We start from the raw sequence: 24547 nt of genomic DNA, 5'->3' as shown, positions 1-24547 counted from the left end.
GTTATTGCTAACAAGTCGTTTTGGTCACTTCACCAGACATTGAAAATCAACAAAATTGTTTGATGTTCGATGCTGTGAGTGCCCACACAGATTGCTTGATTCAAATTGTTAAAGAGCGTCACGCTTGTCGCGTTGAGGAGGCGCATATTACGCTCCTCACTTCGAAAGTCAAGCGATTGTTTTCGCTTTTCTTTCGGCGCCGGCTTCACAAGGAAGCTGGCTCATCAGGTTGGCGTGTTCCGCCGTGCTGGTAGGGGCGCATTATAGGGAGCTGAATCTTTCTGGCAAGTAAAAACACTGTGTTTTATTGAGGAAGACGTTCAAGTGTTTAATCAACAACCAGATCGTGCAATAAGCATCCACTCATGTGCTTCAGGAAGGGTGACCTCCCTCTTTTACCGGCCAAAAACCCCGCTGTACCTGACGATGCCTTTATAAGGATGTGACGCTTTATATAGGAAGACAGATAGGGATAAAGAAAGGGATAAATAGAAAAGGGCCCTGCTGGGCCCTTTTCTATCGTGCCGTTACGGCACATCAGATGGAGAAACTGGAACCGCAGCCACAGGTTGTGGTGGCATTGGGGTTGGTCACGGTAAAGCGGGAGCCTTCCAGACCTTCGGTGTAGTCCACACTGCCGCCCACCAGGTATTGCAGGCTCATGGGATCGATCACCATGGTGACCCCACTCTTCTCAACCACTGTGTCCCCTTCATTGATCTTCTCATCGAAGGTGAAACCGTACTGGAAACCGGAGCAGCCACCGCCCGTGATGTAGACCCGCAGCTTGAGCTCGGGATTTTCTTCTTCGGTGATCAGGTTCTTCACCTTGTTGGCTGCCGCATCCGTCATCTGGATTGGCAACGGGGCTTCTGCTACTGCACTCATTACTGACCTCACAACCGTTAAATCCACAAACATGGAAACCGCGAAATTATCCAATACCCGACCATTTAGTTCAAGTATTCACCAAGCTTCTTACTGCACCGCAGGTGCCGGCGCAGGCGGAGCAACCACCAATGGTTTGATCACCTCCCCCCATTCCGCCAGCAACTCCTGGGCTGGTTGCCGACCCTCTTTGCCAATAGTGACACGCACCCGGTCCGGTACAAAGCCTTCCGGCAACTGCCAGTTGCCTTCCAGCAGCTGAAAGTAGCGCAAGGCGTAACGCCCCTCGCCCACTTTCATACCGAGCTCACGGCTGCCGAGGATTCTGGGCTTGTCACCCAGGCTCCCTTCTACCTTTATCTGCACCTGACCACGAAACAGTTCGCGCTTCTTGGCTGGCTGGGTCAAGGCCAGCCGATAGTGATAGCGACCGGGAATGCTGGTCTCCTGCAGGGTGAGGTTGTCGATCACCACCCCCACCTGCTCACCCGTCGGTCGCATGATGCGCTCGAAGAAGGCCAGCTGCCGCTTTTGTTCCTGCACCTGGGCTTCCTGATCCTTGAGCGTCTGCTGCAGTTGTTCGAACGCGGCTCTCTGGGTGGCCAGCAGCGTCTCCTTGATGCCGAGGTCACTCTTGAGCTGGCCAATCGCCTTGCCCTGCCGCTCCAGGGTCTCTTGCTGCACCGTCAACAGGCTGCTCTGGGCCAGTTCCTGTCGATTGCCGACGAAATACCCGATCAGCGCGCCCATCAGCAGCACAGCCAACAACTTCACTATCTGGGACATAAGGCCTCTTTTGTTACTGCGCCATACAGCGGCCATGCTCCCTTCACTATACGCGACTCGACCGGATTCGCTCTGACATACAAGGAGTTAACTGGCCATGGCACCGCTGTCTCCCCGCTTTTGACGCGCCGCAAGCCGTAAAGTTCGCTCCAGGATCTGCGAATAGATGGGGCGCCCACCCAACCATTGAGCCACCAGGGTTGCCCCGACCGTGGTGATCATCATAGGCAGGATCAGCTGGTAGTTGTCGGTCATCTCGGTGACCAGCACGATGCCCGTGATGGGGGCCCGTACCGTAGCGGCAAACAGCGCCCCCATGCCGGCGATGGCAAAGGCGCCCGGCTCTATGCCAAGCTCGGGAAATGCGGCATGAAACAGATGACCGAATACCACCCCAAACAGGGTGCCGAGCGCCAGGGTGGGAGCAAACACGCCACCGGGCGCACCGGAGCAAAAACAGACCAGGGTAGCCACCAGCCGGATGGAGAAGATGAGAAACAGGGTCGCCATCGCATACTCACCGCCCATCAGATGGGGGATGAGCTCTGTCCCACCGCCGGTTACCGAGGGGGCAAACAGTGACAGTACGCCGAAGGTGCCCGCCACCAGCATGCCGATGGCGACAAACCGGTGGCGTTTGTTCCGGTGCAGCGCCAGATAAGCATCCTGACAGGCCAGCACCAGCTTGTTGAAGACGAAGCCCAGCACCCCGAAGGTGGCCCCCATGAAGAGGAACAGCCAGAGTGCCTTCAGCGCCGGAGCATCATAGTGCGGCAGGCTGATGACAGGCGCCTGACCCTTCATGTTCTGCAGCATCAGGGTTGCCATGATGGCGGAGATCCCCACCGCCTTGATGGCCAGAAAGGAGTAGCGAAACTGGGGGCGCATCTCCTCCATCACGAACAGGATCCCCGCCAGCGGCGCATTGAAGGCGGCGGCCAACCCACCCGCAGCCCCGGCAGCCAGCAGGGCATGGCCGTGCTCCTTCGGCAACCGGAAGATATCCGCCACCATCTTGCCCAGGTTGCCCCCGATCTGCACCGAGGGCCCCTCCCGTCCCAGCACCATACCGGAGCTCAGGGTGTAGATACCGCCAAAAAACTTGACCGGCAACACCCGCCACCAGCGCACCGGTCGCAGATCATCCATGGCTCCCTCGATCTCGGGAATGCCTGAACCGCCCGCTTCAGGGGCAAAGGTGTGGGTGAGGAAGTAGCCGACAAAGCCCAGCAGGGCGCTAAAGCCAAACCCGAGCAGACCGAGCTGCCACCAGGGGCGATCGGCCAGCAAGGCGAGCCGCAGCCCGGCCAGCCAGTGCACGCCAGATTCGAACAGGCCGCACACCAACCCGGCCAGAGTGCCGACCAGGGCTGCCAGCAAGAGTACCAGCAGCGGCATCTTGTCTTGCTGAACAAGCCGCAGCAAGGCAGGGCGTCGCAAGACGGAGCCTGGGGGAGAGGCGAGCGGGTCGGAGGAGGAGAGTTCTTGTTGCACCAACGTATTGCACCATTTGGAAAAACCACATTCGTCTGCAGGCAGACGCGGGGATCATCCGGCATACCGCCCGGCTGCCCAGCACAGGGCCTTTCTGCTATAGTCGGCCCGTTTCATTTAGCATGGGGCAGGCTTGGGGCCCGGATGACGAGAGCGCAAAGCATACTCCACCGCCCCCTCACTGCCGAGCCGCAATCGGCCGCCTGCGCCTGTGTGACGACCAAAATCCCATTAAGGATGATCCATGTCAAAATCAGATCAGCTGTTTGAACAGGCCCGCCAGACCATTCCGGGTGGCGTCAACTCACCGGTCCGCGCCTTCAATGGGGTCGGCGGTACACCCCGCTTCATCGATCACGCCGATGGTGCCTACCTCTATGACGTGGATGGTCAGGCCTATGTGGATTACATCGGCTCCTGGGGCCCCATGCTACTGGGGCACAATCACCCGGCCATCAAGGTCGCCGTCATCAAGGCGGTGGAGAAGGGGCTGAGCTACGGCGCGCCGACCGAGATCGAAGTGCTGATGGCCGAGAAGGTGCGCCAGATAGTGCCCTCCATGGAGCAGGTGCGTATGGTCAACTCCGGCACGGAGGCGACCATGAGCGCCATCCGTCTGGCCCGTGGCTATACAGGTCGCGACAAGATCGTCAAATTCGAAGGCTGCTACCACGGCCACGCCGACTCCCTGCTGGTCAAGGCAGGCTCAGGCGCCCTGACGCTGGGTCAGCCCAACAGCCCGGGCGTGCCGGCTGATTTCGCCAAGCACACCCTGACCTGCGTGTTCAACGATCTGGATTCGGTGCGGGAAGTCTTCAGCCAGTACGGCAGCGAGATCGCCTGCATCATAGTCGAGCCGGTGGCCGGCAACATGAACTGCATCCCGCCGGTGCCCGGCTTCCTGGAAGGGCTGCGCACCATCTGTGACGAGGCCGGCGCCCTGCTGATCCTGGACGAGGTGATGACCGGCTTCCGCGTCTCCCTGCGCGGCGCCCAGGGTTACTACAATATCGACCCTGACCTCACCACCCTCGGCAAGATCATAGGGGCCGGCATGCCGGTCGGCGCCTTCGGCGGCAAGAAGAAGGTGATGCAGTACATAGCCCCGACCGGGCCGGTTTATCAGGCAGGCACCCTCTCCGGCAACCCCGTGGCCATGGCCGCCGGCCTCGCCATGCTGGATCTGCTGCTGGAACCGGGTCTGTATGACCAGCTGAACGCCAAGACAGCCCGGGTGGCCGAAGGGCTCAAAGCCGCCGCCGCCAAGCACGGCATCCCGCTTGCCATCAACTACGTGGGCGGCATGTTCGGCTTCTTCTTCACCGACGAGGCCGAGATCACCCGCTACGAGCAGGTGACCCGTTGCGACATGGAGCGTTTCAAGCGCTTCTACCATCTGATGCTGGAAGAAGGTGTCTATCTGGCGCCAAGCGCCTACGAGGCAGGCTTCCTGTCGCTGGCACACGGTGACAAGGAGATTGAACATACCCTGGCCGCCGCCGAGCGCAGCTTTGCCAAGCTGGCGGGTTAATCCCGACCCGGTTTGATGAGAGGGCCCTTCACGGGCCCTTTTTCATTGCCCCATGCCTGGCCCACCCCAGGCCCTGTCACGGTTCTGGTGCAATTCCACAGCGGCCTCCGCCTGTTTGCCACTCTCTGGTGCAACAACTCCTGCCATCTTTGTCATAAAGCGGGCCCACTATTTGCACACCATCAGCAGGAGCCCACTTGACCGAGGTGTGTATGGCAGAGATGAGCCCCATCGATGTGCTGCGGCGCTATCAGGAGTACGAAACCGAACTGACCCCTTTGTTGCTGGGGCTGCTCACCGCCCCCCTCGACTCGCTCAGGGGTTATCCCTTCATACTGACCATAGGCCAGAGCCATGAGCCTGCGAGGATCCTGCCCCCCGTGCCAGCGCCGCAAGCACAGCTGCGCCTGGTGGTGCAGGGTCATGGCCGGGAGCTGACGCTCTGCCTCAATCAGCTGATCGCCTGGCTGATGGGGGACAGAGAACGCCGCCGGGCCATGCCCTGGTTCAAGGCGGTGTACGTGGTGCTCAGCATGGCGCTGTTCCTCATAGTCGCCACCCTGATCTGGCATGGACTGGAGCAGCTCTACCTGCTGCTGTGCGGGACGCAGCAGAACCGGCTCGGAGCCTTCAGCGCCATCATATTCCTGACCCTGGCGCTGGCGGTGTTCGATCTGGGCAAGACGATTCTGGAGGAGGAGGTGCTGCTGCATAAGGACATCTTCCGCCACAGCGCCGTTCGCCGCACCATCACCCGCTTCATCGCCGCCATCCTGATCGCTGTCTCCATCGAGGGACTCTTGCTGCTGTTCAAGGGATCCCTCGGTCAGAGCGAGCTGCTCTGGCCTGCGGTCGGGGTGATGGGGTGTGCCGTGGGACTGCTGCTGGCACTGGGGCTGTATGTGTTTCTGGGGGCCAAGGCGGAGGCGGCACTGGTGCAGTCTAGCCTGCGACGCCCACCAGCCGGGGTTGAGGCTGACGCCGCAACGCCCGCCAGGAGACGCATCTGGTCCAGGAGATATGGAGGACGATGAAGGCCAGCGGCCACGTCAGCATCACCACCGCCTGAACCAGCAAGGTGCGGCAAGCACAGCGCCGAAAAACGGCGCCGTGCAGGCTAGCCAGCGACGCCCGCCAGCCGGGGTTGGGACTGGCGCCGCCCCGCCCGCCAGGAGGCGTACATGGTCCAGGAGGTATAGATGACGATGAAGGCCACCAGCCACTTCAGCATCTCCATGTCCATGGATTTGACCAGCATGGCGGCCAGCACCACGCCAATGGGGCCGAAGATGGCCACCGCCAGCACCGCCTTGGCATCGAAGGCTCCCTTGCGGATGAAGGTGCCCGCCGAAAAGACGCTGAGCACGGCGGTGGAGCCCATCATGATGGGGAAGGCCGCCAGCGGATTCATGCCGAGCAGGTAGACCAGCGTCATGCAGGGGGCAAACAGGCCTATGCCGACGTTCATCAAGACCCCGAAGATGAAGTTGCCGAGCAGGGCAATGCCCAGCTTGTAGCCGGTCAGCCCCATGGCATCGCCACCGAGGGGGAACAGCCCCAGCAGACCCGCGAAGATGAGCCCGGCCACCACCAACAGGGAGACCGCCATCACCAGCCGTATGGTCTGTCGATCAAACGACGCCACATGGCGTGCACCCCAGGCCGCCCCCACAGCCGCCGCCACCATCATGCTGATGAGGGTGAGCGGATCCACCTTGACCACACCGATGAAGATGAGGGACTGGGTCACGGTCGGCAACACGCACTGACCATTGAGGGTGCCGGGCAACAGGCGATCATCGATCAGCTTGAACTGCTTGTAACAGGCCGTCTTCACCGCGAAGCTGCCGACGCCCAGGGTATCGAGAAAATTGGCAACAAACCCGATGGCAGCCACGGGCCAGAACGGGGTGGGTTCCAGCGATCCCTGTCGCCGTTTTTGCCACCAGGCCTGAACCAGCATGAAGATGAAAGCCAGGGCACAGATGATGAATATCAGGCGCAAAAGATTAATTAACATACAGAGTTCTCCAGCAACGGGCGGCGATTCTAAGGCAGTCAAAATAAAAAATCTTGGTCGGGATCAACCATTCACCCCATGCAAACGATTATCTGGAGAAAGTCCTGGCAGGCGCGCTCGAACGGCTCTGCTAATACTTGTCTATGAGGGCCAGCAGGCCTGGGGCCATCGGTGGTAGTCATGGTCATTTCGCGACGACCACAGTCACCGATGGGAAGTAGCCAAAAAGAAGGCCGGCATGCACCGACCTTCTTTTTTTATTGCTGACCGGCCCGTTGTCCGCAATCCGTCTCGTGCAGCCACGGCAAACGGGGCGCGAGCCAGCGGATCAGCGAATCCGACAATCCCGTCAGCAACAAGAGTGGCAGGCAGAGCAGGGTCAGTGACAAGGCCCCCACATAGACGTCCGTCAGCCAGTGGGCGCCGGAGAGGATGCGGGGCGCCGAAAACAGCGGCACCATCAAGAGGGCCGTCACTTTGGCCCGGCGCGGCAGATAGCGCAGGGCGAAGCCGGCGAAGATCATCAGAAACAGGGCATGGTCGCCGGGAAAGCTGTCGCTGGAGGAGTCCTTGGTCGGGATCGCGCTGAGCTGGGTGACACGCAGCGCATCTGGCACCGTCAGGGTCGGACTGGGCCGGCTGACCGGCAGCAGATGGCCGAACTGGTTGATAGCCAAGGCCCCCAACAGCATGACGATCCCCATGGCCACCAGGCGGCGGCGACCGAGCTCATGGGAGCGGAAGAAGCCAGTCGCGAGGATCAGCCCCATGCAGGCCAGCACCGCCAGATCGAACAGGCGATTGTTGGTCACGGCCACCACATCGGCCCACAGCCGAGACTGGTCCAGCCAGCCGTTGACCAGATGGAAGACGGCGAGATCCCACTGATCCCAAAGACCATGGGCAGGCAGGACACTCCAGCTGATGGCGATCAGGCCCCCCACCAGATAATACGGCACAAACTTGTTCATGCAGACGCTCCTCTCCCCAAAAAAGCGCAGTATTTTAGAACATAAAAATCGTGACGTGAATCACATAAATGTAAGCGGGGGTAAACAAGACAAGCCGCCGCAATGACCTCAGCTCGGCCCTGTCACAACCAGCCAGAGGGGGTTTGGTGCGCCATCTTGGCCTGAACCCGGCTTGCGGCTAGTATGAGGGCTCTTATTTAGCGAGATGATGAGGAATATGCGCAGCTACCTTCGCATTATGCTGTTTGCCCTGGGTTTGCTGGCGGGCGTTCAGATACCGGGTCTTATCGACCTCTACTACCAGCGGCTGGATGCGCGTCTGCAACAGGCCAACCTGAGCCTGGTGCCGTTTCAGGGCACGGCGGATCAACACTTCAACGGCGATCTGACCGCGCTGGTCAACCACTATCGCACCAATCCCGACCCCGTGTTTGCACAGGATGCCGCCAGCCTGCAGCATCTGGTGAGCCAGCAGCAGGCGCTGTTGCAGGAGAGTGCCTTCAAGGATCGCCCCTGGTATCAGCAGCTGACGCACCTGCTGCTGCGCGCCGATGCCCAGCTCTGGCAAGACACACTGCAAAACTACAGCTACCTGGTGCCGCTCAAGCAATCGGCCATCATCTGTGGCATGTCGATAGGCTTCATCGCCGCCTTGCTGGGGGATCTGCTGCTGTGCCTGCTTCTGCTGCCATTTCGAAAGCGACAACCGAGAACACGCCATGCCCTGCGCTAGCTGTAACGCATAAACATCGCGACAGAGACAAAAGTAAAAGGGGCCTGATGGCCCCTTTTTACGCTCAGACTGACGCGTTCATACCTCATAAGGCAGCCGTGACTGTGCCACCAGCCGATCGAGCGCCTGTACCACCTGGGGATCGAACTGGCTGCCCGAGCGGGACTGTATGTATTCCATGGTCTGCGCCAGCGACCAGGGCTCCTTGTAGGGGCGCCGGCTGAGCAGGGCATCGAACACATCGACCACAGCCACTATGCGGGCCGACAGAGGGATCGCCTCCCCTGCCAGCTGCTCCGGGTAGCCCTTGCCATCGAAATGCTCGTGATGCCCACGGGCGATCTCGGCCCCCAGCGACAGATAGCTGGTGCCTTCGACCATCTCGCCCGCCTTGTAGAGGATGTTGGCGCCTATGCCTGCATGCTGCTCCATGATGAGCCGCTCATCCGGCTCGAACCGTCCCGGCTTGTGCAGTATATGGTCAGGGGTACCGACCTTGCCGACGTCGTGCAGTATGCTGGCCATGCCGATCATGTCGACAAAGCCGGGGGTCAGCTCATCGGGGTAGGCCCCCGCCTGCTGCATCTCGGCCACTATGGCATCGGACAGCTTCTGCACCCGCAGCACGTGCTCACCTGTGTCCGAGTCGCGAAACTCCGCCAGCGCGGCCAGCGCCACCACGGTCGCCTCCTGGGCGCGCAACAGCTGGTTGTAGAGATAAAGGTTGTCGTATGCAGCCGAAATCCGCTGACAGAACACATCCAGCAGATCGCATTCGAGGGGATCGAGCGGCTGGGTCGGCGTAAAATTGAGCACAAATTCACGGCCGTTCTGGGCGGCGATATAGAGCGCATCCTGCGGGTGTTCGAAGCGGTTGCGGCGGTTGGCGAGCGCGCTCATCACAGAGTCGTGCAGCGCCGGAAAGGCGCTCAATGGCACCTCGTCGAGCAGGGATTCATAGTCACCTGTGGCGGCCAGGATCTCCAGCTCCTGGGTGCCCGGCCGGCGTTCGACGCAGATGGCCCCCTCCGTGCCCACATCCAGAATGGCGCTGATTTGCTTGAGCACGCCGGAGGCAAATTCCCGAAGCGAATGAAGGTGATAGAGATCCCCCGCCCCCTCCAGTATCTTGCCTAGCCCCTGCCGGCTCTTGTCGATGGCGCAGAGGGTCTCGTAGGAGCGCAGCGAGGCGATCACTGTGGTGTAGAGCTTCTGCACCGTCAGTTCCGTCTTGGTCTTGTAGTCGTTGATGTCGTAATCGAGGATCACCCGCTGCTCCGGGGCCTGGCCGGGCTGGCCGGTGCGCAGCACTATCCGCACCAGGCTGTTGTGCATCTCGTTGCGGATCTGGTGTACCAGCCGCAGCCCCGCATCTTCCGTCTCCATCACCACATCCAGCAGGATCAGGGCGATGCGCGGGTTGGCCAGCAGCATACGGGCCGCTTCGGCACCACTGTAGGCATTGAGGAGTTCGAGGGGGCGGGATTTGTATTGAATGTTGGAAAGTGCCAGCCGGGTTGCATGATGAATATCCGGTTCATCGTCCACGATCAGTACCTGCCAGGGGTTGATCGCCTTGGTCACCACGACCTCATCATCGTCCAGCTCGATGATGTCGTCATCCAGCCAGATCTCATCCTTGTCTTGGGCACTGCTCATATCGTTCACGCCTCCAGGCGCTGCATGAGTGTATTGACAGTATGTACCATCAGGCAGCGATGGATCACAAGAAGCCGCTGCGTTCAGCCCCTCGTCAACGGCCCTGGAACGCCCGGTTTGCCTGCTTACTCGAAAGGCTCCAGATAGGCCTGGATCGCCTTCTTCAACCACGCCAGCACCTTGCCATGATAGGCGTTTTCCGACAGATAGACGCCATAATCGCGCCATTGCAGGCTGAATTTGTGTTTCAGGGTCAGCAGTTCCCCCTGCCGCAGCTGACTCTGGATCAAGGGGGAAGGGAGCACGGCCCAGCCCAGCCCGTCCAGCACAGCATCCCGCATCAACTCGAAGCTGGAGAGGCCTATGTGCTGGCCGCCGATGGGGAGCAGGCTCTTGACCGAAAATTCATCCACGTAGGAGAGGGTAACCTGGGTATGGCCGGTCAAGTCCTGCTGCAATACCCGCTTCAGGCTGGCCAGCGGGTGGCTCGGCGCCACCACCATCAGGGTGCGGATCGGATTGAGCACATCTATGTTGAGACCGCTGCGCTCCTGCTCCTCTGTGATGAGGCCGAAGGCGGCATCGACAAACCCCTCCTCCACCAGGGCGGGCAGCTCGGGGGGCGAGGCCAGCACCAGCGAGATACTGGTGCCTGGAAACTGGCGGCGCAGCGCGCCCAGCAGGTCGCGCCAGACCAGCTCGGGGATGGCATCATCCCGCGCCACCCGCAGCGCCACCTCGGCACCGGAGGCATAGTGCTCGCACTTGAGCTTGAGGCTGTTGGCCGCCTGCAGCAGCCGCTTGCAGTCATCCAGCACCAGCTCGCCGATCTCGGTCAATCGGCTCTGGTTGGCCCCTCGTTCAAAAAGTTCGACGCCAAGCTCAACTTCCAGTGCCGCGATCGCCGTGCTGACCGCACTGCGGCTCTTGCCAAGCCGGCGCGCCGTGTTGGCGATGGAGCCGCTGCTGGCGGACTCGACAAAGAGTTGTATCTGATAAAGCTTCATGACCGGGGCCGATGACGGAGGATCCTATATTCACATTACCTCGCCCCTCCTCGGCAAGGCAAACCTTCAGCGTCTGAATAGTCGACGCTCAGCGATTGCTGCACCCGGTCTCACTGCGGCTATCATCTCCCTCGTCGCAGCCACAGAAGGAAATTTTATGTTATTCAGTCGCATGCTCTTAGCTCGCATGTTTTTGACGGGCGCCATCCTGACCGAGGTGGCAGGCACCTCCAGCATGGCCCTGATCCCGGAGAACGAGGCCGGATGGCTCAACTATCTGCCGATGTGGATCCTCATCTCTTTCTCATATCTGCTGCTGGCCAAAGCCGCCAAAACAATCTCCATTGGTATTGCGTTTGCACTGTGGGAAGGCTTGGGGATCGGCCTGATCACCCTGGTCTCCATCCTGTTTCTGGGTTACGACATAGGTACTCAGGAGCTGATAGGTCTGGTGCTGGCAATAGTGGGTATTGTTATGGTGACAATGGGTGAAACCCACGATGAGCCGGTTGCCCGCCCACGTGGCACGGCCAGCCTGAGCAAGATAAAGGAGGCCACATGCACCCGTTGATTATCGTGCTCGGTGCGGCCCTGCTGGATATAGGCGCCAACATGGCGATCAACCGCTCGGTGGGTTTCCGCTACAAGGGCTGGGGCTTCCTCGGCATCCTGCTGGTGCTGTGCGCCTTTACCCTGCTCTCGGAAGCCGTGAGCACCGGCAAGATCGACCTGGCGGTCGCCTATGCCACCTGGGGTGCCATCGGCATTCTCGGTACCGCGCTCGGGGGTCTGCTGCTGTTTGGCGAGCGCCTCAAGCCCATCGGCTGGGTCGGCATGGTGGTGATGGCCGTCGCGGTGGCGCTGCTGACCACGGCTTAACTCCCTTTTGCTCACACAATAAAAAAGCCGCCCGGTTCACCGGGCGGCTTTTTTACGAATGGTTACGGGCAACCAAGCGGGCTAACGGGCCGTTTCGTACAGCTCCAGCGGCAGACCATCGGGGTCGGCGAAGAAGGTGAAGCGCTTGCCGGTCAGTTCATCCACCCGCACCGGCTCCACCTCGATCTGATGGATCTGCAGATGCCGGATGACGCGGTCGAGCTCGCTGACCCGAAAGGCCAGGTGGCGCAGACCACAGGCCTCCGGCCTCGAGGGACGCGCGGGCGGCGTCGGGAAGCTGAACAGCTCCAGCTGGCTGCCATCGGGCAGGCCCAGATCCAGCTTCCAGGATTGGCGCTCGGCCCGCAGGGTCTCGGCCAGGATGGGCAGCCCCAGCACCTGGTGATAGAAGTGGCGCGAGCGGTCATAGTCGCTGGCGATGATGGCCACATGATGGATGGCGTCAAACAACGGGAAAGTCATATGCACTCCAGTCAAACGGGCAGCCAGGGCTGCCCGTTTCGTCTATCAGTTGAAGAAGCCGCCGAACCAGTCATCCAGCGCGCTGCGCGGTGAGGGGCTGCCACAGCTCATGGGCTCGGCCAGTCCGGCCAGTTTGGCCGGCACCTGCAGGCTGCCCGGGCAGTCGCTGACCACGCGGGATCCACTGGCGCGGGAGAAGTTGGCCCAGCTCACCCCTTGCGGCATCTTCAGCGCCAGGCTGTTGACGCCGCGCTGGCTCATGTAGCCGCTAAAGAGCTGCAAGGCGCCGCTGGCCCCGGTCAGCCCGGCGGATGTGTTGTCGTCACGGCCCACCCAGATGCTGACCAGCTCGTTGTTGTCCAGCCCGGCAAACCAGGAGTCGCGCAGCTCGTTGGTGGTGCCCGTCTTGGCCGCCATGGTGGCGCCGGGGAACTTGGCATTCAGCGCACGGGCCGTGCCCTGGCTCACCGTCTTGGTCATGGCGAACAGGGTCAGCCAGCTGGCCTGCTCGTCGGTGACCCGCTTGGCGGTCTGATCATGCTGATAGAGAGTGCTGCCATCGCTGTTGACCACGGCGCGGATCGCCGACAGCGGCTGGGTCAGCCCCTGGTTGGCGATGGGCAGATACATCTGGTTCACCTCCATGGGCGACAGGGCTACGGCCCCCAACACCAGCGACGGATAGGGCTGGATCTCCTGCTCGACCCCCAGCTTGTGCAGGGTATCCACCACCTTGTCCAGCCCCACCTGCAGACCCAGATTGACGGTCGGCACGTTGAGGGAGCTGGCCAGCGCATCCATCAGCGGCACGCTCTGGCGGAACTTGCGATCGTAGTTCTGCGGCGTCCAGATCTGGCCATCCTTGCCACGGATGCGGATCGGCTGATCTTTCAGCGGGGTCGCCAGGGTCAGGCCGTTGGAGAGGCCGGTCAGGTAGACGGCAGGCTTGACCAGGGAGCCTATCTGGCGACGGGCATCCAGCGCCCGGTTGAAGCCGGCGTAGCGGGGATCCCGTCCCCCCACCAGCGCAACCACTTCGCCCTTGTGCCAGTCGGAGACCACCATGGCCGCCTCCAGCTTCTTCTTGCCGCGCTGCTTCTCGATCAGCGTCAGACCCGATGCCACCGCCTGCTCGGCGGCGTGCTGGGCGATGGGATCCAGGCTGGTGAAGATCTTGAGGCCGGACTGCTTGAGCAGATCGGCGCCGAAACGGCTCTGGATCTCGCGCTTGAGCAGGCCCATGAAGGCCGGGGTGCGACCATAGCTCATCTGGCCACGGGTGATGATGCCGAGCGGCTGCTTGCTGGCGAGTTCGTACTCGGCCGGTTGCAGGCTGCCGTGATCCATCAGTAGCTTGAGCACCAGATCACGCCGGGTCTTGGCCCGCTCCGGGAAGCGCCAGGGATCGTAATAGGAAGGTCCCTTCACCAGCCCCACCAGCAACGCCACCTGATCTATGTCCAGCTCGTTGACCGGAATGCCGAAGTAGAAATAGGAGGCGAGCCCGAAACCGTACACCCCTTGCGAGAAGTTCTGCCCCAGATAGACCTCGTTGAGGTAGGCCTCCAGGATCTCGTCCTTGCTGTAGCGATAGTCGATCAGCACCGCCATGTAGGCTTCCTGAGCCTTGCGCCACAGACTGCGCTCGCGGGTCAGGAAGAAATTCTTGGCCAGCTGCTGAGTGAGGGTACTGCCCCCCTGCACGGTGCGACCGGCCAGCACGTTGGCCGCCATGGCGCGCAATATGGCTACCGGCGAGACGCCGCCGTGCTGATAGAAGTCGCGATCTTCGGTGGTGAGCAGGGTCACCAGCAGGCTGTCGGGCACCTCGGCGATGCGCACCAGCAGGCGATCCTCCCGATCCTCGGTGTTGAGGCGGTCGAGCAGCACAGGGTCCATCTGGGCGTAGCCGAGCTGGCGCTGGTTCTCCAGCGACTGGATCCCCTCCAGCCGCGCACCGTTGAAGGTGAGGCGCAGGCCGCGGGCACCGTCGGCGCCATCGTGGAAGGCGAACGGGCGGCGAATAAGCTCGATGCGGTTGCCGTTGATCGCATACTCGCCCGGCGTGTGAGGCTGGCGCACCTGCTTGTAGCTCAGCATGTTGAGCTCACGCAGCATCTGGGTCTGGGAGAGACGCTGGCTGGGGTAGAGCTCCAGCGGACGGCTGTAGACCATCACCGGCAGTTGCCACTTCTCGCCATCGAAGCGCTCGCGCACCTTGGTATCCAGGTAGATGCCAAACACCACCATGAAGGCGGCCACCACCAGGGAGAGCTTGAAGCCAAGCCAGAACAGCTTGCGCCAGATGGTGCGTTTGGGCGCCACCTTCTTGGGTGCGCGCTTGCGTCGTTGCGTTGCCATGAATCCTCTTTGCTATTCGTTATGTCGCCATCGCGGGCGTAGTCATTATCTCATTGGTCTTGGCGAGCGCCGCAGGCCGATTAACCGCGCAGCGCCCAGTCGAACGGCTGTGATCCACAGGTTCACTCAGGCTGCGCCGATCACAGCTAGATGCCCATCTTCTTCTTGGTCACCTTGGTCGGCATCGCCTCCAGCGGGTTATCCGGCCAGTAGTGACGGGGATAACGCCCCTTCATCTCTTTTTTTACCAGCTCGTAGGAACCGGCCCAGAAGGCGGCGAGATCGGCGGTAATCTGCAGCGGCCGCTGGGCCGGGGAGAGCAGCTCCACCACCAGCGCCACCCGGCCGTCGGCCACGCAGGGGGTGGTGCCTTGCCCGAACATCTCCTGAATACGCACCGGGATCACAGGCGCCTGACCCGGCTGATAGCGAATGCGCACCCGGCTGCCGGTCGGCGCCGTGAAGTGGCTCGGCAGCGCCTCGTCCAGCCGTTTGGGCAGCGGCCAGGGCAGGGATTGACGCAGGATGTCGTTGAGGTTGAGCCGCTTCAGCTGCTCCAGCCGGGTCATGCCGCTCAGGGCAGGCAACAACCACTCTTCCAGCCGCTCCAGCAGGCTTTCGTCGTCCATGGCGGGCCAGCCGTCATCCGGCAACCAGTCACGGGCGCAGCGCAGACGGGCCAGCAGCCCTTCGCTCTGCTCATCCCAGGGCAGCACATGCAACCCCTTGCGGCGGATCCCCTGCAGCAGACAGCGCCCCTTCTGCTCATCGGAGAGCTCGGTCAACGGCCGCTGGCTCAGCACCAGCTCGCCGATCACCTGCTGGCGCTCGGCCCGCACCCGCTCCTCCCGTTCGTCCCAGTCGAACCACTGGCGCTCGCTCACCAGCTCCGGCAGCTGGCGCGCCAGCTCGTCCAGCTCCACCGGCTCGGCGATGAAGATGCGGCTGCCACGATCGTTCTGCCCCATCTCGATGGCGATCAGGGCCCCTTGTCCCTGACATGGGTGACCTTCTACCAGATCGCAGCTCACCCCACCACTGAGTTGATAGCGGCTGCCGCTGCGCAGCTTGCCGATCCGATCCGGCCAGGCGAGGGCGCACAGCAGTCCCAGCCACTGCCCCTGTGCCTGACGTTGTGACGCGCCAGACCTGACACCGAGGCGCTCGAACCAGCGGGCCGCCCCCTGCCGCAGGGCGCCAAGCCGGCGGTGAAACAGCACTGAGAGACGTTCAGATCCTCGCAGATCTTCTTCCAGCAGCGCCACCAGGAAAGCAGCATCGGCGACAATCCCTGTCAGACCCTCGGCCTCCAACGCGCGGGCCCGCAGCAGCATGCGCGCCAGCCGGGGATGAGTGCCGAAGGCCGCCATGGCACGGCCGGCGGGAGTAAGTTGTTGCTCACCTTCGGGCGCCATGGCGCCCAGGCTGACCAGCAGCCGCTGGGCGCTGGCCACGGCGGCGGCGGGGGGCATGTCCAGCAGTGGCAAGCTCTCCACCCTGGCGCCCCACTGGGCGGCGTCCAGCAGCAGGCCGGTCAGCTCCTGGGTCAGTATGTCCGGCGGGCTCTGCTCGGCGAGACGCTCCTGCACCTCGCCGCTCCAGAGCCGGTAGCAGACGCCGGGGCCGAGCCGGCCGGCGCGGCCCGCCCGCTGGGTGGCGGAAGCCCTGGCGATCTGGCGGGTCTCCAGACGGGTGACGCCGCTTTTCAGATCAAAGCTGGCGCGCCGCTCCAGCCCGCTGTCGATGACCATGTGTATGCCCTCTATGGTGAGGGAGGTCTCCGCCACATTGGTGGTGAGCACCAGCTTACGGCGGCCCGCAGGTGCCGGCTCGATGGCGGCCTGCTGCGCCGCCATGTCGAGGCGCCCATAGAGCGGAGCGAGGCGCACGTCATCCGGCAACCGTCCCTCCAGCCACTGGGCAAGCCGTTCTATCTCCCCCTGCCCCGGCAGGAATACCAGGGCGCTGCCGGCACAGCTGGCCAGCGCCTCCAGCACGACGGCGCCGACTTGTGGCTCCAGCCACTGCTGGCGATTGATGGGGCGATAGTGATAGTCGATGGGAAAACCGCGCCCCTCGGAACGGATCACCGGGGCGTCCGGCAACAGGGCCTCCAGCGCCATGCCATCCAGGGTGGCGGACATGATGAGCAGCTTGAGATCGTCCCGCAGCCCCTGCTGGCTCTCGATGGCAAAGGCCAGAGCGGTATCGGCGTGCAGGCTGCGCTCGTGAAACTCATCGAAGATGACGAGCGACACGCCCGCCAGCTCGGGATCCTGCTGCAGCATCCGGGTCAGCACCCCCTCGGTGACGATCTCGAGTCGGGTCCGGGCACTGGTGCGACTCTCGCCCCTTACCCGCAGGCCGATGCGCTCGCCCACTTGCTCCCCCAGCTGACGGGCCAGAAAGCCGGCTATGTTGCGCGCCGCCAGACGACGAGGCTCCAGCATGATGATGCGACCTGGCAGCCGGTTCTGGCGGACCAGTTCCAGCGGCAGCAGGGTCGACTTGCCCGCGCCGGGCGGCGCCTGCAGGATCACGCTGGCATGGCTGTCGATGGCGGCAAACAGCGCCGGCAACACGGACACTATGGGGAGTTGGGACAAAGCGACGAGCACCTTCTGTGATGACCTTAAAAACGGCGCCCATTCTGCCATAGCATCCGCCACCACCGTGAGCAGATGTCGCCAGCGAGACATAACCACCACGGCTGCCCTGGCATTCACGGCCATGGCACCGAGATACGCTGCGGCGAGACATGACCACCACGGCTGCCATAGCATTCACGGCCATGTCGCCGAGATACGCTGCGGCGAGACATGGCCACCACGGCTGCCATAGAATGGGGGCCATGTCATGAGCGTAAAAAGGCACACTCCCCAGAAATGGCCAAACTCTTCTTTGCCCTGCCCCTGCACCGGCTCGCCACCGAGCTGATCGACTGGCGTGACCAGCGCCCCTGGCCGGGTCAACCGGTGCCCGCCGCCAATCTCCACCTGACCCTGGCCTTTCTCGGCGAAGCGGATCAGCTCACCACCACCCGCCTGATGGCCGCCGTCGAGCGCCAGCACTGCCCGCCGCTCACCATAGCGCTCAATGAAACCGGCTGGTTCGGCCGCGCCAAGGCCGCCTGGGTCGGCCCGGGTGACTGGCCGAACGAGCTCACCGTGCTGGCCAGGGCGCTGCGTCGCCACGGCGAGAAGCTGGGGCTTGGCAACGGCGAGCAGGGCTATCGCCCCCACGTCACCCTGTCGCGCAAGGCGAGCGAACCGCCGGCTGCCTTGCCCGCCCCCGATTTCGTGCTGCAGGCCGACCGCTTCTGCCTCTATCAATCCCTCTCCACCCCGGACGGGGTGCGCTACGAGCCCCTCGCCTGCTGGCCGCTGCGGGCCAGAGAGAAAATGGCATCCTGACTGGCGGCCATGCCCAGACTCATCGATTAAGAGAGCCATACCATGATCTTCGATCCCCCCCTGCAATCCGGGCTGCTGATCTCCCGTTACAAGCGCTTCCTGACCGACGTGCAGCTCGACAACGGCGAGGTGATTACCATCCACTGCGCCAATACCGGCGCCATGACCGGCTGTGCCGAACCGGGCACCCGGGTCTGGTACTCCACCTCAGACAACCCCAAGCGCAAGCTGCCCCACAGCTGGGAGATCGCCGAGAGCCCGGCCGGTCACTTCATCTGTGTCAACACGGCCCGCGCCAACCAGCTGGCCCGGGAGCTGATCGAGCAGGATGCCCTCGCCCCGTTGCGCGGCTATGCCAGGCTGCGCACCGAGGTGAAATACGGCGAAGAGAACAGTCGCATCGATCTGCTGCTGGAGGATGACCACCGGCCGGCCTGTTATATCGAGGTGAAATCGGTGACCCTGCTCGACGAGCGGGAGCAAGTCGGCATGGGCTACTTTCCCGATGCGGTCACCAGTCGTGGCGCCAAGCATTTGCGTGAATTGATGGCCATGAAGGCGGCAGGGCACAGAGCCGTGCTGCTATTTATGGTTTTGCACTCCGGAATAGTGAGAATGCGCCCTGCAGCACACATAGATCCGCACTATAGTCTGCTTATTGAGCAAGCAATTGCGGCAGGGGTTGAAATTTTATGCTATCGACCCCATGTTGGGGTGCAGAGCATGGTGGCCCAAGATTTTATCCCGTTTGAATCTTGTCACCTGCTACCCGAGGGCAGCGAATAAATGTTGGGATGGGTAACATAATTGGTACGGCTTGTTTGCCTACGCGTTACCCTTCTGCTATAGATGTCGCCCTCAATTTATGGATGGCACGGGTAGCGTGCTGAATTAGGAGACAGGGCATGCCAACAGGCGAAAACAGGAAATCTCTGGGCCCCCTGGCCATTGCGGGTGTGGCGCCTTACCAGGAAAAACCGGGTGAGGAGTACATGAATGACCAACAAAAGGCACATTTTCGCAAGATCCTGGGAGCCTGGCGCAACCAACTGATGCAGGAAGTTGACCGCACCGTTGACCACATGAAGGATGAGGCAGCCAACTTTCCGGATCCCGTGGATCGCGCCGCGCAAGAAGAAGAGTTCGCTCTCGAATTGCGTACCCGCGACCGTGAACGCAAGCTGATCAAGAAGATCGAGAAGACCTTGGTGCTGCTTGAAGACGATGACTTCGGTTACTGCGAGCATTGCGGTATCGAGATCGGTATCCGTCGTCTGGAAGCCCGTCCGACAGCCGACCTCTGTGTCGACTGCAAGACACTCGCTGAAATCAAGGAAAAACAGATGGCCGGTTGATACCGACCACTGGCATAACTGAAAAAAGGGAGCTTGCGAGCTCCCTTTTTTATTGAGCTTTTGGTCTGGGCGTCCCAGAATGCAGCCTCAATGAATCGCTTGCCCTGATTGCCATGCTCGTGAATACAGTCCCGTCACCCCAGACTCGCCCCTATACAGGTCGCTTTGCCCCCTCCCCGTCAGGCCCGCTCCATTTTGGCTCCCTGATTGCGGCGCTCGGCAGTTTCTTGCAGGCCAGGGCGCAACAGGGACGCTGGCTGGTGCGGATCGAAGACATAGATCCGCCGCGGGAGATGGCCGGTGCCGCCCCGCTCATACTGCAGACATTGGCGGCCCATGGCCTGGAGTGGGATGGGGAAGTGATGTACCAGAGCCGGCGTCATGGTCGTTATGACGAGATCATCGGGCAGCTCTATCAGGCTGGCGATCTCTACTGGTGCCGCTGTACCCGGCGCGAGATCATGGCGGGCGGCGGCTTGTACCTCGGCCACTGTCGCGATCTTGGTCTCGGGGCCGAGGGATGCGCCGCCCGGCTGCGCCAGCACCATCCGGTCTACCATTTCGAGGATGGGTTGCAGGGCCGCATTGCGGTTCCTGCGGCGCTGGCCGAAGAGGACTTCATCATACGCCGCCGGGATGGCCTCTACGCCTATAACCTGGCGGTGGTGGTGGACGACATGGACAGCGGCATCACAGAGATAGTGCGCGGTGCCGATCTGCTGGAGCCCACGGTGCGCCAGGTTGCCCTCTACCAGACGCTGGGGGCCAGCATACCCGCCTGGGTGCACCTGCCACTGGCTGTGCTGGCGGATGGCCACAAGCTGTCCAAGCAGAACCATGCGCCGGCACTGGCGCTGGACGAGGTCAGGCCGGCCCTGTGGCAGGCGCTGCACTTTCTCGGCCAGTGCCCGCCCCCCGAGCTGATGGCGAGCCGTATTGACGAGATCATCGGCTGGGGCATTGCCCACTGGCGGCTCGACCGGGTTCCAGCCAGAGAGAAGATCAGCCTGGAACAGGGAACACAGGGCTTTGCATTGGGTCAGGCCTGAGCGCGCTGACATGGACAACACAGTTTTTTGGTTAGCCAAGCCTGAACTTTTTGAATGAACCACATCGTTTTTCATTTGGTCAGGCCTGAGCTATGATAGGCCGCTATTTTTTGGCCTCCCGTCAATTTGAAGTCATGAAGAGGTGTACCATTTTTTCCCAGATCGCAAACTTTTGCCGCAAGGTGCTCGGCAAGGAAGACGGCGAGCAGTCGGTGGAGTCTCCCATCCCGGCCCACGTAACCGGGCAACGCCGTACCTTAAGCCGTGACCAGCACCCCATCTCGCGCAAAGAGATCAGCGAGAATGCGCTCAAGGTGCTCTATCGCCTGAACAAGGGTGGCTATGATGCCTACCTGGTCGGCGGGGGTGTCCGGGATCTGCTGCTCGGGAAGACGCCAAAGGATTTCGACATCGCTACCAACGCGACGCCGGAGCAGATCAAGGCGCTGTTCAGCAACTGCCGCCTGATCGGCCGCCGCTTCCGCCTGGCCCACATCGTCTTTGGTCGTGACGTGATCGAAGTGGCCACCTTCAGGGGTCACCACCATCAGGTCAATACCAGCAAGCATGTGTCGGCCCAGTCTGATGAAGGCATGCTGCTGCGCGACAACGTCTACGGCACCATAGAAGAGGATGCCGAGCGTCGCGATTTCACCGTCAACGCCCTCTATTACAGTGCCAGGGATTTCACCCTGCACGATTTCGAGGGCGGCATCGAGGACCTCGCCCAGCGCAAGCTGGAGCTGATAGGCGACCCCGAGACCCGCTATCGCGAGGATCCGGTGCGCATGCTGCGCGCCGTGCGTTTCGCCGCCAAGCTGGACATGACCATAAGCCCGCGCAGTGCCGCCCCCATCAAGGAGCTGGCATCCCTGCTGCAGGACATCCCCGCCGCCCGCCTGTTTGAGGAGACCCTCAAGCTGTTCCTGGCTGGCGATGGCCTGGCGACCTACAAGCTGATGCGCGAATACGGGCTGTTCCAGCCGCTGTTCCCGCAGGTGGCCGCCCTGTTCACGCCCCACGGCACCTCGCCGTTCGAGCAGTTCATCGAACTGGCGCTGCTCGATACCGACACCCGGGTGCGGGCAGACAAGCGGGTCACCCCGGCCTTCCTCTACGCCACCCTGCTGTGGGGCTGTGTCGAAGCCCGCGCCCGCGTGCTGGAAAACGAGAGCGGCCTGCCCTGGCACGACGCCTTCATGCTGGCCATCAACGAGGTGCTGGACAACCAGGTGCGGATCATCGCCGTACCGCGCCGGTTCACCACGGATGTGCGCGACATCTGGGCGCTGCAACAGCGACTGACCCGCCGTCAGGGTCGTCACCCCGAGCGGGCCATGGAGCACCCGAAATTCCGCGCCGCCTACGACTTCCTGTTGCTGCGCAACCGGGTCGAGCGCGGCCTCGGCGAGCTCGCCAGCTGGTGGGAACGCTACGTGGAGTCCAATCCGGACGTGCGCCCGCAACTGCAACGGGAAGCGACCCGGGGCGGTGAACGCGCACCTGCGACCGACGAAAAGCGCAGCGGTAACAGCAACAGCCGCAACCGTCGTCGCCCCCGTCGTCGCAAGCCGAAAGCGGCCGAGTAATGACCGAGGTCTTCGTTGCCATCGGCTCCAATCTGGCTGACCCGCTCGGCCAGGCCCGCCGCGCCGTGGCCGCACTGGCGGCGCTGCCGGAGTCCGAGTTGCAACAAGCCTCCTCGTTTTACAGCAGTCGCCCCATGGGCCCTGCGGATCAGCCGGACTACGTCAATGCCGTGGTACGGCTGAACACCCGGCTCGGCCCTCTGGCCTTGCTGGATCAACTGCAAAAAATCGAGCTGGAACAGGGACGTGTGCGCAAGGATGAACGTTGGGGCCCCAGAACCCTGGATCTCGATCTGCTGCTCTATGGCGATCGGATCATCAGGCATGAGCGCCTCGTCGTTCCCCATTACGGCATGAAGGAGCGGGAGTTCGTGCTGCTGCCCCTTGCCGAGATTGCGCCCGCTCTGGTGCTGCCCTGCGGCACCCCGCTCGCACAACTGGTTGCCCGCTGCACGCACAATGATCTAGCCATCATTGCCCCCGTGGCAGCACTTGGGGAACCCTGATGAGCAGAGCCATCGACGCCCTTGTGATCCTCACGGACACACGCGGCGAGTAGGAGCAACGTTATGAGCAAGATCACCACCGCCAGCCTGCTGAAGATGAAGCAGGAAGGGCAACGCATCACCGCCATCACCGCCTATGATGCCAGCTTCGCCAAGCTGTTCGACGACGAGGGCGCCCATGTGCTGCTCATCGGCGATTCGCTGGGCATGGTGTTGCAAGGGGGCCAGGACACGCTGGCAGTCAGCATGGATGAGATGGTCTATCACACCCGTTGTGTGGTGCGCGGCACCACCAATGCGCTGGTGGTGACCGACATGCCGTTCATGAGCTATGCCACCCCGGATCAGACCTACCAGAACGCCGCCCGGCTGATGGCCGCCGGTGCCCGCATGGTGAAGATGGAAGGGGGCGACTGGCTGTGTGACAGCATTCGCCACCTGACTCGCAATGGCGTGCCTGTCTGTGGCCACCTCGGCCTCACCCCGCAATCCGTCCATGTGTTTGGCGGCTTCAAGGTGCAGGGGCGCGACGAGTTCCAGGCCCAGGAGATCTACCGCCAGGCGCTCTGCCTGCAGGAAGCCGGCATCCAGATGCTGGTGCTCGAGTGCGTGCCGGTCGCCCTGGCCGAGCGCATCACCAAGGCGTTGCGCATCCCGGTGATCGGCATAGGTGCCGGTCCCGCCACCGATGGCCAGATCCTGGTGATGCACGATGCCTTCGGCATCACCTCGGGTTACGTGCCCAAGTTCACCAAGAACTTCCTGGCCGAAACCGGCGACATGCATGCCGCCATCCGGCTCTATGTGCAGCAGGTGAGCGAGGGCACCTTCCCCGGCCCCGAACACTGCTTCAACTGATCCGGCGGTATGGATGAGAGCGGGGGCACAGGCCCCCGTTTCGCCATCCCTTTCCCGCCGATGCAACCCGTTTCCTCTGTTTGATATTTCCGAAGGTGAACTGCCGATGTTGGTCGTTAACAATCCTGCCGCTCTGCGTGAACAGATCGGCCAATGGCGCCGTGAAGGGCGTGCCATCGCATTCGTGCCCACCATGGGCAACCTGCATCAGGGACACCTGACCCTGGTGAAAGAGGCGCACAGCCACGCCGAGAAGGTGGTGGTCAGCATCTTCGTCAACCCCATGCAGTTCGACAAGGCGGAGGATCTCGTCAACTATCCGCGCACCCTGGAGCAGGATTGCGCCGCGCTGGAGAGCGCCGGCGTGGATCTGGTGTTCACCCCGACCCCGGAGATCATGTATCCGCAGGGGTTGGCCAGCCAGACCTTCGTCGAGGTGCCGGGTCTCTCCGGCCTGCTGGAAGGGGCGCTGCGTCCTGGGCACTTCCGCGGTGTCAGCACCGTCGTCACCAAGCTGTTCAACCTGGTGCAGCCTGACGTGGCCTGCTTCGGCCAGAAGGATTACCAGCAGCTGGCACTCATTCGCAAGATGGTGGCCGACATGGCCATGCCCATCGAGATCGTCGGCGTGCCCACGGTGCGGGCCGAGGACGGGCTGGCACTGTCGTCGCGCAACGGCTATCTGACCGCTGCCGAGCGGGCGCTGGCCCCCGAGCTGGCACGCACCATGAACTGGATCGCCGGAGAGATTGAAGCGGGGGATCACCACCTGCCCTCCCTGGTGGCGCAGGCCAGCCAGCGCCTCGACAACGCCGGTTTTCGCACCGATGCCATCGACATCGTCGATGCCGTGACCCTGGAATCCGCCACCGAGCAAAGCCAGCAACTGGTGATCCTGATGGCGGCCTATCTCGGCAAGGCCCGCCTCATCGACAACCGCGTGGTCACGCTTCAGCAAGCCTGAA

23 protein-coding genes are annotated in these 24547 nt (G+C 62.3%); 13 read left to right on the top strand and 10 right to left on the bottom strand.

The features are described 5' to 3' along the window. Positions 1-537: 537 nt before the first annotated feature. The 3 genes from erpA to clcA form a co-directional block, all read right to left on the bottom strand. The gene (gene erpA / locus AACQ95_RS05080; RefSeq protein WP_043141728.1) at positions 538-888 is read right to left on the bottom strand and encodes an iron-sulfur cluster insertion protein ErpA; all 351 of its coding nucleotides are present in this window, start codon (positions 886-888) and stop codon (positions 538-540) included. A 90-nt stretch (positions 889-978) separates the two neighbouring features. Then, positions 979-1674, bottom strand: coding sequence for a DUF6776 family protein (locus AACQ95_RS05075; protein WP_098982502.1), 696 nt, complete (start codon positions 1672-1674; stop codon positions 979-981). Positions 1675-1761: 87 nt separating this feature from the next. Beyond that, entirely contained in the window at positions 1762-3171 is a 1410-nt protein-coding gene (gene clcA / locus AACQ95_RS05070) for a H(+)/Cl(-) exchange transporter ClcA (protein ID WP_241280830.1), read from the bottom strand. 241 nt (positions 3172-3412) lie between these two features. On the opposite strand from clcA, the gene hemL reads away from it, so the two are divergent. Further along, positions 3413-4699 (top strand): glutamate-1-semialdehyde 2,1-aminomutase, encoded by a 1287-nt coding sequence (gene hemL / locus AACQ95_RS05065; protein WP_241280828.1) that lies wholly within the window; start codon positions 3413-3415, stop codon positions 4697-4699. Between the two features lie 212 nt (positions 4700-4911). After that, positions 4912-5733 carry a hypothetical protein gene (locus AACQ95_RS05060; RefSeq protein WP_241280831.1) on the top strand — a complete coding sequence of 274 codons (822 nt, stop codon included), beginning with the start codon at positions 4912-4914 and terminating at the stop codon, positions 5731-5733. Positions 5734-5816: 83 nt separating this feature from the next. On the opposite strand, the gene AACQ95_RS05055 is transcribed toward AACQ95_RS05060, so the two are convergent. After that, positions 5817-6719, bottom strand: a complete 903-nt coding sequence (locus tag AACQ95_RS05055; RefSeq protein WP_241280826.1) for a sulfite exporter TauE/SafE family protein — start codon at positions 6717-6719, stop codon at positions 5817-5819. 257 nt (positions 6720-6976) lie between these two features. Then, complete coding sequence (locus AACQ95_RS05050) at positions 6977-7690, bottom strand: phosphatase PAP2 family protein (protein ID WP_241280823.1); 714 nt, start codon at positions 7688-7690, stop codon at positions 6977-6979. Between the two features lie 205 nt (positions 7691-7895). Here AACQ95_RS05050 and AACQ95_RS05045 point away from each other — a divergent pair, with 205 nt between their 5' ends. Then, entirely contained in the window at positions 7896-8423 is a 528-nt protein-coding gene (locus AACQ95_RS05045) for a DUF2937 family protein (RefSeq protein ID WP_241280822.1), read from the top strand. Between the two features lie 78 nt (positions 8424-8501). Here the strand turns inward: AACQ95_RS05045 and AACQ95_RS05040 are convergent, their stop codons facing one another. Together AACQ95_RS05040 and AACQ95_RS05035 are read right to left on the bottom strand one after the other, a co-directional pair. Next, on the bottom strand, positions 8502-10082 hold the full coding sequence (locus tag AACQ95_RS05040) for a DUF3369 domain-containing protein (protein WP_241280821.1): 1581 nt from the start codon (positions 10080-10082) through the stop codon (positions 8502-8504). A 125-nt stretch (positions 10083-10207) separates the two neighbouring features. Beyond that, positions 10208-11089 carry a LysR family transcriptional regulator gene (locus tag AACQ95_RS05035; protein WP_043141706.1) on the bottom strand — a complete coding sequence of 294 codons (882 nt, stop codon included), beginning with the start codon at positions 11087-11089 and terminating at the stop codon, positions 10208-10210. A gap of 157 nt (positions 11090-11246) precedes the next feature. Here AACQ95_RS05035 and AACQ95_RS05030 point away from each other — a divergent pair, with 157 nt between their 5' ends. Both AACQ95_RS05030 and AACQ95_RS05025 read left to right on the top strand, forming a co-directional pair. After that, on the top strand, positions 11247-11660 hold the full coding sequence (locus tag AACQ95_RS05030) for an SMR family transporter (protein WP_080741178.1): 414 nt from the start codon (positions 11247-11249) through the stop codon (positions 11658-11660). Beyond that, positions 11648-11968, top strand: coding sequence for an SMR family transporter (locus tag AACQ95_RS05025; RefSeq protein ID WP_042869414.1), 321 nt, complete (start codon positions 11648-11650; stop codon positions 11966-11968). Before AACQ95_RS05030 ends, AACQ95_RS05025 begins: the two co-directional genes overlap by 13 nt. A gap of 81 nt (positions 11969-12049) precedes the next feature. Here the strand turns inward: AACQ95_RS05025 and gloA2 are convergent, their stop codons facing one another. From gloA2 to hrpB, 3 genes are all read right to left on the bottom strand, one after another. Then, positions 12050-12451, bottom strand: coding sequence for an SMU1112c/YaeR family gloxylase I-like metalloprotein (gloA2, locus tag AACQ95_RS05020; RefSeq protein ID WP_241280820.1), 402 nt, complete (start codon positions 12449-12451; stop codon positions 12050-12052). Between the two features lie 45 nt (positions 12452-12496). Further along, a complete protein-coding gene (gene mrcB / locus AACQ95_RS05015; RefSeq protein ID WP_043557695.1) occupies positions 12497-14812 on the bottom strand; it encodes a penicillin-binding protein 1B in 2316 nt (771 codons plus the stop codon). Positions 14813-14958: 146 nt separating this feature from the next. Continuing rightward, entirely contained in the window at positions 14959-17418 is a 2460-nt protein-coding gene (hrpB, locus tag AACQ95_RS05010) for an ATP-dependent helicase HrpB (protein ID WP_241280819.1), read from the bottom strand. A gap of 279 nt (positions 17419-17697) precedes the next feature. On the opposite strand from hrpB, the gene thpR reads away from it, so the two are divergent. The 8 genes from thpR (at position 17698) to panC (ending at position 24546) form a co-directional block, all read left to right on the top strand. Beyond that, positions 17698-18225: an RNA 2',3'-cyclic phosphodiesterase gene (gene thpR, locus AACQ95_RS05005; protein ID WP_241280818.1), complete on the top strand. Its 528-nt coding sequence runs from the start codon at positions 17698-17700 to the stop codon at positions 18223-18225. A 42-nt stretch (positions 18226-18267) separates the two neighbouring features. After that, positions 18268-19011 (top strand): DNA/RNA nuclease SfsA, encoded by a 744-nt coding sequence (sfsA, locus tag AACQ95_RS05000; protein ID WP_241280817.1) that lies wholly within the window; start codon positions 18268-18270, stop codon positions 19009-19011. Positions 19012-19130: 119 nt separating this feature from the next. Further along, positions 19131-19580, top strand: coding sequence for an RNA polymerase-binding protein DksA (gene dksA, locus AACQ95_RS04995; RefSeq protein ID WP_033137830.1), 450 nt, complete (start codon positions 19131-19133; stop codon positions 19578-19580). Between the two features lie 113 nt (positions 19581-19693). Next, on the top strand, positions 19694-20629 hold the full coding sequence (gene gluQRS / locus AACQ95_RS04990; protein ID WP_241280816.1) for a tRNA glutamyl-Q(34) synthetase GluQRS: 936 nt from the start codon (positions 19694-19696) through the stop codon (positions 20627-20629). Between the two features lie 134 nt (positions 20630-20763). After that, on the top strand, positions 20764-22218 hold the full coding sequence (gene pcnB, locus AACQ95_RS04985) for a polynucleotide adenylyltransferase PcnB (protein ID WP_052159080.1): 1455 nt from the start codon (positions 20764-20766) through the stop codon (positions 22216-22218). Further along, on the top strand, positions 22218-22724 hold the full coding sequence (gene folK, locus AACQ95_RS04980; protein ID WP_241280815.1) for a 2-amino-4-hydroxy-6-hydroxymethyldihydropteridine diphosphokinase: 507 nt from the start codon (positions 22218-22220) through the stop codon (positions 22722-22724). Before pcnB ends, folK begins: the two co-directional genes overlap by 1 nt. A gap of 63 nt (positions 22725-22787) precedes the next feature. Then, a complete protein-coding gene (gene panB / locus AACQ95_RS04975) occupies positions 22788-23582 on the top strand; it encodes a 3-methyl-2-oxobutanoate hydroxymethyltransferase (protein ID WP_043138776.1) in 795 nt (264 codons plus the stop codon). Positions 23583-23688: 106 nt separating this feature from the next. After that, positions 23689-24546, top strand: a complete 858-nt coding sequence (panC, locus tag AACQ95_RS04970) for a pantoate--beta-alanine ligase (protein ID WP_241280812.1) — start codon at positions 23689-23691, stop codon at positions 24544-24546. The last annotated feature ends 1 nt before the right edge of the window (position 24547 follow it).

The organism is Aeromonas sp. MR19 (assembly GCF_963899305.1).
In the GTDB taxonomy this organism is placed as follows: domain Bacteria; phylum Pseudomonadota; class Gammaproteobacteria; order Enterobacterales; family Aeromonadaceae; genus Aeromonas; species Aeromonas bestiarum.
This window is presented reverse-complemented; position numbering and strand designations above follow the sequence as displayed.

Bases quoted from the DNA above. Each gene is read 5' to 3' on its own strand.
- pcnB (WP_052159080.1), top strand. From the start codon at position 20,764: ATGAAGAGGTGTACCATTTTTTCCCAGATCGCAAACTTTTGCCGCAAG.
- sfsA (WP_241280817.1), top strand. From the start codon at position 18,268: ATGATCTTCGATCCCCCCCTGCAATCCGGGCTGCTGATCTCCCGTTAC.
- AACQ95_RS05075 (WP_098982502.1), bottom strand. From the start codon at position 1,674: ATGTCCCAGATAGTGAAGTTGTTGGCTGTGCTGCTGATGGGCGCGCTG.
- AACQ95_RS05045 (WP_241280822.1), top strand. From the start codon at position 7,896: ATGATGAGGAATATGCGCAGCTACCTTCGCATTATGCTGTTTGCCCTG.
- gloA2 (WP_241280820.1), bottom strand. From the start codon at position 12,451: ATGACTTTCCCGTTGTTTGACGCCATCCATCATGTGGCCATCATCGCC.
- hemL (WP_241280828.1), top strand. From the start codon at position 3,413: ATGTCAAAATCAGATCAGCTGTTTGAACAGGCCCGCCAGACCATTCCG.
- erpA (WP_043141728.1), bottom strand. From the start codon at position 888: ATGAGTGCAGTAGCAGAAGCCCCGTTGCCAATCCAGATGACGGATGCG.
- folK (WP_241280815.1), top strand. From the start codon at position 22,218: ATGACCGAGGTCTTCGTTGCCATCGGCTCCAATCTGGCTGACCCGCTC.
- AACQ95_RS05040 (WP_241280821.1), bottom strand. From the start codon at position 10,082: ATGAGCAGTGCCCAAGACAAGGATGAGATCTGGCTGGATGACGACATC.
- thpR (WP_241280818.1), top strand. From the start codon at position 17,698: ATGGCCAAACTCTTCTTTGCCCTGCCCCTGCACCGGCTCGCCACCGAG.
- AACQ95_RS05055 (WP_241280826.1), bottom strand. From the start codon at position 6,719: ATGTTAATTAATCTTTTGCGCCTGATATTCATCATCTGTGCCCTGGCT.
- panC (WP_241280812.1), top strand. From the start codon at position 23,689: ATGTTGGTCGTTAACAATCCTGCCGCTCTGCGTGAACAGATCGGCCAA.
- AACQ95_RS05025 (WP_042869414.1), top strand. From the start codon at position 11,648: ATGCACCCGTTGATTATCGTGCTCGGTGCGGCCCTGCTGGATATAGGC.
- mrcB (WP_043557695.1), bottom strand. From the start codon at position 14,812: ATGGCAACGCAACGACGCAAGCGCGCACCCAAGAAGGTGGCGCCCAAA.
- AACQ95_RS05030 (WP_080741178.1), top strand. From the start codon at position 11,247: ATGTTATTCAGTCGCATGCTCTTAGCTCGCATGTTTTTGACGGGCGCC.
- gluQRS (WP_241280816.1), top strand. From the start codon at position 19,694: ATGCTCGTGAATACAGTCCCGTCACCCCAGACTCGCCCCTATACAGGT.
- AACQ95_RS05050 (WP_241280823.1), bottom strand. From the start codon at position 7,690: ATGAACAAGTTTGTGCCGTATTATCTGGTGGGGGGCCTGATCGCCATC.
- dksA (WP_033137830.1), top strand. From the start codon at position 19,131: ATGCCAACAGGCGAAAACAGGAAATCTCTGGGCCCCCTGGCCATTGCG.
- AACQ95_RS05035 (WP_043141706.1), bottom strand. From the start codon at position 11,089: ATGAAGCTTTATCAGATACAACTCTTTGTCGAGTCCGCCAGCAGCGGC.
- panB (WP_043138776.1), top strand. From the start codon at position 22,788: ATGAGCAAGATCACCACCGCCAGCCTGCTGAAGATGAAGCAGGAAGGG.
- AACQ95_RS05060 (WP_241280831.1), top strand. From the start codon at position 4,912: ATGGCAGAGATGAGCCCCATCGATGTGCTGCGGCGCTATCAGGAGTAC.